The sequence below is a fragment of the Bacillus sp. M13(2017) genome (assembly GCF_002218325.1).
Lineage (GTDB): Bacteria > Bacillota > Bacilli > Bacillales > Bacillaceae_G > Bacillus_A > Bacillus_A thuringiensis_K.
Genome location: NZ_KZ268532.1, coordinates 1 through 12,514, shown reverse-complemented (window position 1 = coordinate 12,514; position 12,514 = coordinate 1). Strand labels below are relative to the sequence as shown.

Below are 12,514 nucleotides of genomic sequence, written 5' to 3'. Positions count from 1 at the left end.
CTTTCTGTACCATCTAAATATCGTTTCACCGCTTGGATTTTTTCTTTTGAAGAAAATTTAGCCATAAAAAATGCACCTCCAATTGTTAGACTGTGTCTAACAATTGGGGTGCACTTCATAACAGAAGAATGGCTCTTTTTCTTATTGATAAATCTCTTTATATTTCTTATACTCCGCTTCAGAACATAGTACGAAATGTCCTGGGCGAATTTCACGCATTGTTGGCACTTCGCTACCGTAATCATGCTGCGATGGATCATATACGATACGTTTACGATTGCGCTCATAATCTGGATCTGGAAGTGGAATCGCTGATAATAGTGATTTCGTATATGGATGAATTGGATTCGCATATAATTCATCACTTGTTGTTAACTCAACGATTTGGCCACGATACATTACACCAATACGGTCACTAATGTATTTTACCATTGATAAATCATGGGCGATGAATAAGTATGTTAAACCTTTTTCTTTTTGTAGCTTTTTCAGTAAGTTTACAACTTGCGCCTGAATCGATACGTCCAGTGCTGAGATCGGCTCATCGGCAATGATAAATTCTGGGTCTACAGCAAGCGCTCGAGCAATACCGATACGCTGACGTTGTCCACCTGAGAATTCGTGTGGGAAACGGTTTGCGTGCTCTTTATTTAAACCAACTGTGTTTAATAGTTCATGAACACGGTCCATGCGCTCTTTTTTACTTTTCGCTAATCCGTGAATATCAATACCTTCTGCGATAATATCCCCTACTGTCATACGAGGATTTAATGATGCGTATGGATCTTGGAAAATCATTTGCATTTTACGGTTGAATTTCTTCAGTTCTGCGCGTGATTTCTTACCATGTACATTTTCACCATCGAACAATACTTCACCAGCAGTTGCATCATATAAACGAATAATTGTTCTTCCAGTTGTCGATTTACCACAACCCGATTCTCCTACAAGACCAAATGTTTCTCCGCGGTAAATATCAAATGAAATATCATTAACCGCTTTGACAACACCACCACTCACGTCGAAGTGCTGCTTTACATTTTTTACTTCAATTAATTTCTCACGTTGTTTAGTCATGTTGTTCACCTGCTTTCATTTGAAGAATGCGTCTTTCAACGACTGCCGGCGGTTTTACTTCTGGAGCTTGCTCGTGAAGTAACCAAGTTGCCGCATAGTGTGTATCACTTACTTTAAATAAAGGTGGGTCCATTTCAAAGTCAATTTTCAGTGCCTGTGGGTTACGTGGTGCAAAAGCATCTCCCTTCGGCGGCTTCAATAAATCTGGAGGCGTTCCAGGGATTGCATATAACTCTTCTTCTGAACCATCTAAACTTGGCATAGATGCGATTAAACCCCAAGTATATGGATGTTTCGGATTGTAGAAAATTTCATCTACAGTTCCAATTTCAACAACTTTACCAGCGTACATAACTGCCACTCGGTCCGCAACGTTTGCTACTACACCTAAGTCATGCGTAATAAAAATGATTGCTGCTTCTGTTTTTTGCTGAATGTCTTTCATAAGTTCTAAAATTTGCGCCTGAATCGTAACGTCTAGCGCTGTTGTCGGCTCATCGGCAATTAATAATTTCGGGTTACAAGCTAACGCCATCGCAATAACTACACGCTGTCTCATACCACCTGAGAATTGGTGAGGATATTGTTTTAAACGAGCTTCTGGATTTGGAATACCTACAAGGTCAATTAATTCTAAAGCAACTTTACGTGCATCTGCTTTACTCATCCCTTGGTGTTTAATTAGACCTTCCATAATTTGATTTCCAATTGTCATCGTTGGATTTAATGATGTCATTGGATCTTGGAAAATCATCGCAATATCTTTACCGCGTACTTGCTGCATTTCTTTTTCTGTTAATTTTGTTAAGTCACGACCTTCAAATACGATTTCACCATTTTTAATGCGTCCAGGAGGATTCGGAATTAATCCCATTAACGCTTTAGAAGTAACTGATTTCCCTGAACCAGATTCTCCTACAATCGCCAATGTTTCTCCTTTTTTCAAATCAAAAGTAACGCCGCGTACAGCTTGTACTTCACCTGCATGTGTATCAAAGGAGACTTGTAAATCTTTTACCTCTAACAATGTTTTCATCTTTGCCTCTCCCCTCTTTTACTTACGCATTTTTGGATCTAACGCGTCGCGTAATCCGTCTGCCATTAAGTTAAACGCTAAAATTAATATACTGATGACAACCGCAGGGATGAACATCATATGCGGATACGTTTGAATAGATTTATAACCATCATTTACAAGAGAACCTAGTGACGCAAATGGTGGCTGAATCCCTAAACCGATGAAACTTAAGAACGCTTCACCAAACACCGCTGATGGAATTGTAAACATTGTCATTACGATAATAGGTCCCATTACGTTTGGAATTAAATGTTTCACAATTAATTGTGTATTTGTTGCACCTAATGTACGAGATGCTAATACATATTCTTGGTTTTTTAACTTTAAGATTTGTCCACGAACAATTCGCGACATCCCTATCCAACCTGTAATCGCCATCGCGAGTGTAATTGACCAAATACCAGATCCCATAATGATTACCATTAAAATAACGATGATTAAGTATGGAATACCGTTAATAATCTCCATAATACGTTGCATAATATTATCTACTCTACCGCCGTAGAATGCTGAAATACCTCCGTATGCAACCCCAATTACTAAGTCAATTGCTGCCGCTAAAAGAGCGATATATAATGATACGCGTGTACCTTCCCATGTTCTTGTCCATAAGTCACGGCCAAGATCATCTGTACCAAACCAGAAGTACTCTTTAATATCACGTTTTTCATACTGGTCAACACCATATTGATCTGTACCGTCAAATGGTAACCAATGAACATTTTCAATAACTGGAATTTTTGGTGGTAATTTCGCACGACCTAAATCTTGCTCTTTATACGAATGTTTACTTACCATCGGTCCAAAAATCGCTAATAGCGCAATGATAACTAATAATACAAGTCCAAGCATCGCACCTTTATGTTGGAATAAACGTCTTCTTACATCTTGCCAAAACGTTAAGCTTGGACGGGCAATGACTTCATTATCAACATTATTTTGATTGGCTTGTTGAAATAAATCTGGAGATAATTTTTGTACATCTTTCATCATTTTTTCCCTCCCGCTAAACGAATACGAGGATCAATAATTCCGTATAAAATATCGACAATGAAAATAACTAAAATGAAAATCGCACTATAGAAAATCGTAGTTCCCATAATAACTGTATAGTCATTTAAAGTAATCGATTTAACGAATTGTTCCCCAAGTCCTGGTACAGCATAAATTTGCTCGATAACAAGTGTTCCTGTAATTAATGCCGCAACCATTGGTCCTAAAATTGTTACAACTGGAATTAACGCGTTACGAAGTGCATGTTTAACAATAATAACGCCTTGGCTAATTCCTTTCGCTTTCGCTGTTAAAATGTAATCGGCTTGCATAACTTCAATTAACTCTGCACGAGAGAAACGTGCGATTGTTGCGATAACTCCCATCGATAATGCAATTGTAGGCATTACAGTAAACTCTGGCCCTTTCCAGAATGCTACTGGGAACCAGCCAAGTTTTACCCCTACGAAATATTGCAGTAATGCGGCAAATACGAATGATGGTACCGACATTCCGAGTACCGAAATAACTGTTGCACTATAATCTACCCACGTATTATTACGAAGTGCGGCAACAATACCCAAAATTAAACCGATAAACGTTCCTAATATAATCGCTTGTAAACCTAATTGGGCTGATGGTCCAATACGATCCACAATCATGTCTGTTACTGGGCGGTTATCATATTGGAATGATACCCCTAAATCACCTTTTGCTAAGTTACCTAAGTAACGTGCGTATTGAACTGGTACCGGATCATTCAATCCGTATTTTTCAAGAATGATTTCTTTTTGTGCCGGTGATAGCTTCTCCTGGTTTTTAAGCGGAGAACCCGGAAGTAATTTCATCAAAAAGAAAGTCAGTGTAGTAATTAAAAATAATGTCAAAGCCATGTACACGAAACGTTTTAATACATAACGTCCCATAGTCAAGCACCTCCCCGTTTTTCTCAAAAGCAATAAGATAGTTTTAAATATTCTTACTTTTATTTTTTTAAAATAAGAGCATATGCCCATCATAAGCATATACCCTTGTAAACGATGGAAAAAAAAGATTATTTTTGTTCAATAGATGCCCATTTGTAAGTTAATTTACCACCATAGTTAATTGGGATAATATCTTTTACGGCACCTTTTACTACATACGCTGAACCTTTTTGGAAGATTGGAGTGATAACTGCATCCTCTTTAATTAACATCTTCTCTACTTCTAGAAGGTTGTCCCAGCGAGCTTGTAAATCTTTTGTATCTGTTTTAGCTTTTAGGATTAACTCATCATATCTCTGATTAGAATACCCTGTTTTATTTTGAGAACCATTCGTAACAAACATATCTAAATATGAGATTGGATCTGGGAAATCTGGTCCCCAAATACCAAACGCAATATCATATTGCTGAGAATCTTCTAATTTATTTTTTTGTGCGAATGGTTGCTGTTTAATTTTAATTGATAAACCTGGTAAGTTCTTTTCCATCTCACCTTTTAAGAATTCCCCAACTTTTTTAGCATCTTCATTATCAAAGTTTAAGAATTCTAGTTCGATTTTATCAGTTCCAAGCTCTTTCTTCGCTGTTTCCCAAAGCTTTTTCGCTTCTTTTGGATTTGTTTCAACTAGCTTTCCATTTTCAGCTCGGAAATCCTTTTTATTCGGACCTTCAGCGAAATCTTTTCCAACAAAGCCGTAAGCTCCAATTGCACCGTTATTTAAAATAACTTTTGCAATGTTATCACGGTCAAAGGACATTGAAATTGCTTTTCTTAAGTTTTTATTACTTAAGTACTGATTACTTTGATTAAATCTTAAGTAAGCAACCCCTGCTTCTTTTCTTGTTTGGAACTCTGGGCTTTTTCTAAACTTATCAACAAATTCAGACGTTAAAGCCGCTCGATCAATCGCGTTTGTCTCATATAAATTTACATCAGTTGCTGTATTTTTTACAATATTAAAGTTGATTTCTTCGATTTTAACCGTTTTATTATCCCAATATGAAGGATTCTTCTTGAATTGGAAACTTTGTTCATGTTTCCAATCACTCATAACGAATGGACCGTTATATAATGTTGTATTTGCCTCTAAACCAAATTTATCACCTTGTACTTTTACAAAGTTTTCATTTAGTGGGTAAAATACTGGATAAACTGTTAAATCGATAAAGTAAGGAACGGGATTGTCTAATTCTACTTCTAATGTATAATCATCAATAGCTTTTACACCTAATTGGTCAGCAGGTAATTCTTTTTTATGAATTTTCTCTGCATTTTTAATATCGAACATAATGTACGAATACGTTGCTTTTGTATCTGGATTTACTGCTCTTTTCCATGAATACACAAAGTCTTTAGCTGTTACAGGTTCCCCATTCGACCATTTCGCATCTCTTCTTAATTTAAATATATATTTCTTCCCATCATCTAGCTTTTCGACATCTTCTGCAACTCCAGGCATTCTCTTTTGATCTTTGCCAATACGATATAAACCTTCCATCGTATTATTTAATGCTGTAGAAGATGAAGAATCAGATGCTAATGATGCATCCATTGACGGAATTTCAGATAACTCTGTTAAATTAAGAATCTGTTTTCCGTTACTACTACTCGTAGCGTTCTCTTTCCCTTTTGCTTTTGCGTCATCTTTTTGGTAGCTACACGCGCTAAGCAACATACTTGCAGTTAAAGTTGATGCAAGTAATAACGGTATCTTTTTCTTCATGTTGTGTTGCCTCCCCTAATTGCACTTCCTGTACCCTCACTTGTTAAAAAGTAGAATTGAAAGAATAATCTCCAAGTTTCTACAATTTTCATTATACATATAATAAGACGATTGTGAATATAGTTTTTTGTTTTTTTGTTAAAATTTTTAATAAAATATTTATATTTTTAATTTTTCGTAAAGGGATACATTAACATTGCTACCATCATCTTAAAATCAGACCTTTAATTGCGTATAATTTTCAAAAAATTAATCCTAGTACATATTATAGCTTTTATAGTATAATAATTCTAGTAATATTTTGACGGAGGGGAATATTTTGAATAAAGTTTTTTTTCATACTTGTATACTAATTTTTATAGCGATGATTGCTTCTAGTATTGCTGCATTCCTCATTTCATCTCAATTTTTGTTGAACTTTGTCAACATCTCGTTTTATATCGCGCTATTTTTTATTCTGATAGGTGGTTTTTTATTCATATTTCAAAATGGGTTTTTCAATGTAACTCTATATGCTTTCCAGAGAGTATTTGGTACGAACAAAAAGATTGACTCTTTAATTGAAGAAGTCGAGGAACCTACAGATAAAAAAGAACGTATTTATAAAACATATTCATTCAAATGGACATATCCGATTTGTATTACAGGTATCGTTCTTGGGTTGTTCTCGACCCTCATTAGCTTTACTATTTTGATGTAGTTTGCAAACACTATCCCATATGATATAATAATCAGCAAAACATTTTGTTATAAAACTTTAGTTCTTTCATATTAAAAGAGCTCAAGTAACAATAAATAAATTTATATGTATGCGATGATAAAGAAGAGTACATATTGAGGCAATTTCAGAGAGCTTGTGGTTGGTGTGAACAAGTAATTGTACAGTATGGAATGGGCTTTTGAGCACCAAACCGAACCGAAAGTAGTAGGCTTTGGCGTTATATCCTAACGTTATTATGGATTAGAGAGATTTCACAGTAGTGAAATAATTAGGGTGGTACCGCGGTCCATTCGTCCCTATAGTTTTTGGGATGAATGGGCTTTTTTGTTTGCCTTCTCTTCCCCACATCACACATTCAATTTTAGGAGGAATTACTTATGTCAGTTATCTTTTCTGGTATTCAGCCAAGTGGAACGATTACACTTGGAAACTATTTAGGAGCAATGAAGCAGTTTACAGAGCTTCAAAATGAACACGACTGTTATTTCTGTATTGTAAACCAACATGCGATTACAGTGCCTCAAGATCCCGTCGGGCTTCGTAAAAACATCCGCAGCCTTGCTGCACTTTATGTGGCATGCGGCATCGATCCTGAAAAAGCTACTTTATTTGTACAGTCAGAAGTACCAGCACACGCTCAACTAGGATGGATTATGCAATCTGTTGCTTACGTTGGAGAATTAGAGCGTATGACGCAATATAAAGATAAAGCTTCTGGTAGAGATTCAGTTCCAGCTGGATTACTTACGTATCCACCATTAATGGCTGCTGATATTTTACTTTACAACACTGAAATCGTGCCGGTTGGTGATGACCAAAAGCAACATATCGAATTAACACGTGACTTAGCAGAGCGTTTCAACAAACGTTACCGCGAAATCTTCACAATGCCTGAAATTCGTATTCCAAAAGTAGGAGCTCGCGTTATGTCATTAACAGAACCTACGAAAAAAATGAGTAAATCTGATCCAAATCCAAAATCAATGATCAGTATGCTTGATGAGCCAAAAACAATTGAAAAGAAAATTAAGAGTGCTGTAACTGACTCTGAAGGTATCGTGAAATTTGATAAGGAAAACAAACCTGGTATCTCTAATTTATTAACAATCTACTCTTCATTCTCCGGAAAAACAGTTGAAGAAATTGAAGCAATGTACGAAGGAAAAGGATACGGCGACTTCAAAGGCGACCTAGCGCAAGTAGTCGTAGAAGCAATTCGTCCAATCCAAGACAAATATAACGAACTAATCAATTCACCAGAACTAGACGAAATTCTAGACAAAGGTGCAGAAAAAGCAAACCGCGTTGCATTCAAACAACTACGCAAAGTAGAAAACGCAATGGGACTAAGCAGAAAACGTAGGTAACATATAAAGCGGAGGCAGCTCGTTCAGCTCTGACTGGCTAAGGTTCTTTCGCATAGAAGACGCTTTTTGTCTTCTTATGCGGAAGGTTCTTAGACACGAAGAGCTTGCTGCCAGAGCTGGATTTCATATAAAGCGGAAGCGGCTCGCTTAGAATGTGAGGGGGATGGAGCTCCTGACGTAGAGGCGCTTTTTGCCTCGCAGGAAGGCGCGAAGCCACCGAACATTCTTGCCGCTGGAGCTGGATTACAACAAATTAAAAAAACCGCCAATCGGCGGTTTTTTAATTTACCTTTTGCTCATTTTCCATTTCCCATAACTTTTCAAAAAATGGCTGTCCTTTTACAAGACGCTCACATAATTGTTCATGTTTCTCAGACCAGCCAGCTTTCGCTTCATCATACAGTCTAGCCCAAATATCCTCGAACTCCATATGTTGAACCGTTCCATATGCTGATGGATCCCACTCTGTGTACCAATAGCGAATCTCTGCTGTATTTTTCGTTGTATGTAATTGATCTAACGCCATAAATAATAATTGTTTTAGCTGTCTTTCTTTACGAGTCAAGCCATTCATAATGAAAGGCGATGGTGATAAAATGTGATGTTCTTTTTCTGTTTCTTCTACTTGGAACTCATACTTTTCTGCTTTTACGTTTTCTACCATCTCATATACCATCTGCTCTTGGCGTGGTATAAGTCTGCTTTTACGAATTGGTACATTGTAACCAATTGTGTCAATCGCAATAATTCCTTTTCCATCTGTAACAACAAAGCAATACTCTTGCTGCAAACGTTCATGATTTTTACGAATATAAGCCTTATGATGTACGTCTTCCAGCATTTTTTGCGGAAGCTCTAACAATTCGTTCTCGATGTAATGATATAATGTGGCATCTACTTTTAATAATGGCACTTGATCTAATAGCTCAATCGTATCATCTTTCCGCCATTCGTAAAAATGACAAACGTTATACCCATTTTCTTCACCTTCAAACCAATTTACCCATACATCATGTAGATATAACATTCACTACCCCTCACTTCACTACTGTTTGTACCAATCATTATGTTCATTTTTGCTTAACTTTATTCCACTTGAGGAAATATATTCTAATTATTATTTTTTCTTCTATTAATAATAAAAAAACAGGAAATAGAACTCCTGTTTTTTATATATGAAATGCACTTGCTTTATTCAATATTTCTTTTGCATCTATAGATAATAAAGAAAGTGTATCTTCTCCTTCCAAAGTTACACAATCTTTGACAATATGAAATCCAAGCGCATAGCCAAGCATCTTCGGATAAGAGTGAAAGCCATTTAATACGATGTCATGTTCCCTTGTTCCTCGTTTTATACTTATTCTTTCATGTACAACATTTTTCCAATAATAAATAGCTTCTTCTTTTGAAAGATACGCCGTCCACGGTGCATTGTTTTTTTCTGTATACCTTTCTGTTACTGCCTGCTCAGCTAGCCCTTCCATAATCATCGTATCAAGTAATGTATATTCTGTTTCTTTCATCTCAATTTGATGTAACCTGCATATGTGATGATATTCATGCGCCAATAACACTTTTAATTCTTCTACCGAATTCCGCCCACATACGAATAAGAAAATAACATGACGCATAGATAATCCAGCCCTACCGTTATACTCTTCTTGTACAGTTCGATTATAGGAATCTGATAATAAAATAAAGACAGGGACATCTGGACCTTTTAACCAATTTTTCAGTTTATCATACTCCAGGCTCAATTCTTTCCAAATTTCCTTTTCCTCTAATTCTTTAATTTCCTTTTCTCCGCGCATGATTGGGCGATACATCCCTTTTGAAATTAAAAAGCGATACAATCTTTCTTTTGGCAACGGAATATACTTCGTAAATTTCTCACAAAGTTTTTCTGGCCGCCCATAATATAAATGTAGCCATTCAGCTGTTTCAACAATCCCCATCTTTATCCCTCCTTTTTTCTTATGTATATGCTACAGGAGAAAAAGACGTAAAAATAAATAAGGAGTTTTTTCGCAATATATTACGAAAAAACTCCTTATTTCATCTATTATTTATACGATTTAAATACTAACACTGCGTTATGACCACCGAATCCTAATGAGTTACTTAATACTGCATTTACTCCTTGGTGTCTCGCTTGATTCGGTACGTAATCTAAGTCACATTCTGGATCTGGTGTCTCATAGTTAATTGTTGGAGGAATTACTCCGTCTGTAATTGATTTAATAGAGAAAATCGCTTCAACAGCACCAGCTGCTCCTAATAAGTGACCTGTCATTGATTTCGTTGAGCTAATCGCTACTTTATACGCGTGCTCACCGAAAGTTTCTTTAATTGCCATCGTTTCATATTTTTCATTCGCATCCGTACTTGTACCATGCGCATTAATGTAATCAATATCTTCTGGCTGTAGGCCTGCATCAGCTAAAGCTTGACGCATTGCACGCACTCCGCCTTCACCACCAGGAGCAGGCATTGTAATATGGAACGCATCTCCAGTTGCACCATAACCAGCAATTTCCGCGTAAATGTGAGCACCGCGCGCTAATGCGTGCTCTAATTCTTCAAGAATTAGAATACCTGAACCTTCACCCATTACGAAACCGCTACGGTTTTTATCAAATGGACGGCAAGCCGTTGCTGGATCTTCATTAAATGTTAATGCTTTCGCTGAGCTAAATCCTGCGAATGCCATACTTGTTAGCGGCGCTTCTGCTCCGCCTGTAATCATTGCATCAGCATCACCACGCTGAATTGCTTTAAATGCATCACCAATTGAGTTTGCACCAGATGCACAAGCCGTCACAGAACAAGTGTTAATTCCTTTTGCTCCTGTTGCGATTGATACTTGACCTGCTGCCATATCTGGAATCATCATCGGCACGAAGAATGGGCTCACGCGGCGTGGGCCTTTCTCAGTAAAAATCTTAAATTGTTCTTCGTATGTTTCCATACCGCCAATACCAGATCCAATCCATACACCAATTCGAGGTCCGTTTTCTTCTGTAATTTCAAGCTTTGCGTCTGCAACTGCCATTTTCGCTGCTGCCACTGCATATTGTGTAAAGCGATCCATACGGCGCGCTTCTTTTTTATCAATATATTTCTCGACTTCAAAGTCGTTAATTTCCGCTGCTACTTTTGCTGGAAATAGTTCTGGATCAATTCTTGTAAGTCGCCCAATTCCAGATACACCCTTTTTAATGTTTTCCCATGCTGTTTCAACATCTGTTCCGACCGGTGTAACAGCCCCTAGTCCTGTAATTACGACCCTCTTTTTTTCCATACAAAATACACTCCTTTTTTCTCTCAGTCCTTATTTACCCCAACGAAGAGCAACTGCTCCCCATGTTAATCCGCCACCAAAACCAACAAGTATAATTAAATCACCGTCTTGAATACGTCCGTTTTGCAATTCCTCTACCATTGCAATCGGAATTGAAGAAGCTGATGTATTACCGAACTTCTCAATTGTCATACTCATTTTTTCTTGTGGTAAATTTAACCTCTCTCTTGCAGATTCCATAATACGAATGTTTGCTTGATGCGGTACTAAGAAATCCACATCTTCTTTCGTAAGACCAGCTTTATCTAAAACGCGAAGACAAGAATCACCAAGTTGACGAACGGCAAATTTAAACACTTCTCTGCCATTCATCATAACATACTCGTCTTGATAAAGATGCTTGCCGCCACTTCCGTCTGCTCCTAATTCAAAAGATAGAACACCTTTACCTTCTGAAACAGCTCCCATTACGATAGCACCGGCTCCGTCTCCAAATAATACTGCTGTATTTCGATCGTTCCAGTCTACAATTTTAGATAGTTTATCACTACCAACTACTAATACATTTTTATAAGTTCCCGTTTGAATAAATTGCTGCGCTGTAATCATTCCGTACATAAAACCAGCACATGCTGCACCTACATCCATTGCAGCTGCCTGTTTCGCTCCAATCGCTTCTTGAATTACACAAGCAACTGCTGGAAAAGCACGATCTGGTGTTACTGTTGCTACTAAAATAAGGTCGATATCCTCTCCGTTAATTCCTGCATCTTCAAGTGCTTTTTTAGAAGCCTCTACGGCCATATATGAAGTATCTATTGTATCATCGGCAATGCGTCTTTCTGCAATTCCCGTTCTCGTACGAATCCATTCATCGGATGTTTCCATTATTTTCTCTAAATCGTGATTTGTGACTACTTTTTCTGGCACATATCTTCCGATCCCTAAAATGCCCACGTTCACATCGCAGCCCTCCGTTTTATATCAATTATTATGACTTGGTACTAATTTTAAAACATAAATGTATTTTTGTCTAGAATATATTTCGCATAAAACAGAAAGCTAACGCATTATTCACGTTATTTTTCATTAAAAGAAACAGAAACATACCTCTCAAATATAAAAAGACTCAAACCGCTTCTATTCACGGTTCGGGCCTCTCTTCCATCTTAAAAAGATGCTTTTTATTCTTTATCTGCTTTCCTTCTAAACTAAAGAGTTCTCCTCATTACTTTTCCTTTATACTCTTCATATCTCTTGTTTT

The 12,514-nt window shown here is 37.1% G+C and carries 11 protein-coding genes and 1 other annotated feature; of the genes, 2 read left to right on the top strand and 9 right to left on the bottom strand.

Translation table 11 applies throughout. The features are described 5' to 3' along the window. Positions 1–141 precede the first annotated feature (141 nt). From CGQ22_RS30850 to CGQ22_RS30830, 5 genes are all read right to left on the bottom strand, one after another. Positions 142–1,077 (bottom strand): ABC transporter ATP-binding protein, encoded by a 936-nt coding sequence (locus CGQ22_RS30850; RefSeq protein ID WP_000166347.1) that lies wholly within the window; start codon positions 1,075–1,077, stop codon positions 142–144. Then, complete coding sequence (locus CGQ22_RS30845; RefSeq protein WP_000854347.1) at positions 1,070–2,113, bottom strand: ABC transporter ATP-binding protein; 1,044 nt, start codon at positions 2,111–2,113, stop codon at positions 1,070–1,072. The genes CGQ22_RS30850 and CGQ22_RS30845 overlap by 8 nt, the downstream gene beginning before the upstream one ends. A gap of 18 nt (positions 2,114–2,131) precedes the next feature. After that, positions 2,132–3,148 (bottom strand): oligopeptide ABC transporter permease, encoded by a 1,017-nt coding sequence (gene opp3C, locus CGQ22_RS30840; protein ID WP_000974106.1) that lies wholly within the window; start codon positions 3,146–3,148, stop codon positions 2,132–2,134. Continuing rightward, positions 3,145–4,074, bottom strand: coding sequence for an oligopeptide ABC transporter permease (opp3b, locus tag CGQ22_RS30835; RefSeq protein ID WP_000534167.1), 930 nt, complete (start codon positions 4,072–4,074; stop codon positions 3,145–3,147). The genes opp3C and opp3b overlap by 4 nt, the downstream gene beginning before the upstream one ends. 128 nt (positions 4,075–4,202) lie before the next feature. Beyond that, the gene (locus CGQ22_RS30830) at positions 4,203–5,858 is read right to left on the bottom strand and encodes a peptide ABC transporter substrate-binding protein (RefSeq protein ID WP_000727222.1); all 1,656 of its coding nucleotides are present in this window, start codon (positions 5,856–5,858) and stop codon (positions 4,203–4,205) included. A 319-nt stretch (positions 5,859–6,177) separates the two neighbouring features. On the opposite strand from CGQ22_RS30830, the gene CGQ22_RS30820 reads away from it, so the two are divergent. Together CGQ22_RS30820 and trpS are read left to right on the top strand one after the other, a co-directional pair. Next, positions 6,178–6,558 (top strand): DUF3899 domain-containing protein, encoded by a 381-nt coding sequence (locus CGQ22_RS30820; protein ID WP_001044996.1) that lies wholly within the window; start codon positions 6,178–6,180, stop codon positions 6,556–6,558. Between the two features lie 105 nt (positions 6,559–6,663). Continuing rightward, positions 6,664–6,880, top strand: a binding site (T-box leader). Between the two features lie 76 nt (positions 6,881–6,956). Next, a complete protein-coding gene (gene trpS, locus CGQ22_RS30815) occupies positions 6,957–7,946 on the top strand; it encodes a tryptophan--tRNA ligase (RefSeq protein WP_000110982.1) in 990 nt (329 codons plus the stop codon). A gap of 280 nt (positions 7,947–8,226) precedes the next feature. Here trpS and CGQ22_RS30810 read toward each other — a convergent pair whose 3' ends face one another. The 4 genes from CGQ22_RS30810 to fabH form a co-directional block, all read right to left on the bottom strand. Further along, a complete protein-coding gene (locus CGQ22_RS30810; RefSeq protein ID WP_000966124.1) occupies positions 8,227–8,973 on the bottom strand; it encodes a YjbA family protein in 747 nt (248 codons plus the stop codon). A 142-nt stretch (positions 8,974–9,115) separates the two neighbouring features. Then, positions 9,116–9,904, bottom strand: a complete 789-nt coding sequence (locus CGQ22_RS30805) for a DUF2268 domain-containing putative Zn-dependent protease (RefSeq protein WP_000513273.1) — start codon at positions 9,902–9,904, stop codon at positions 9,116–9,118. Positions 9,905–10,011: 107 nt separating this feature from the next. Next, positions 10,012–11,250: a beta-ketoacyl-ACP synthase II gene (gene fabF, locus CGQ22_RS30800; RefSeq protein ID WP_089149773.1), complete on the bottom strand. Its 1,239-nt coding sequence runs from the start codon at positions 11,248–11,250 to the stop codon at positions 10,012–10,014. Between the two features lie 30 nt (positions 11,251–11,280). Further along, complete coding sequence (gene fabH, locus CGQ22_RS30795) at positions 11,281–12,213, bottom strand: beta-ketoacyl-ACP synthase III (RefSeq protein WP_001100544.1); 933 nt, start codon at positions 12,211–12,213, stop codon at positions 11,281–11,283. Between the last annotated feature and the right edge of the window lie 301 nt (positions 12,214–12,514).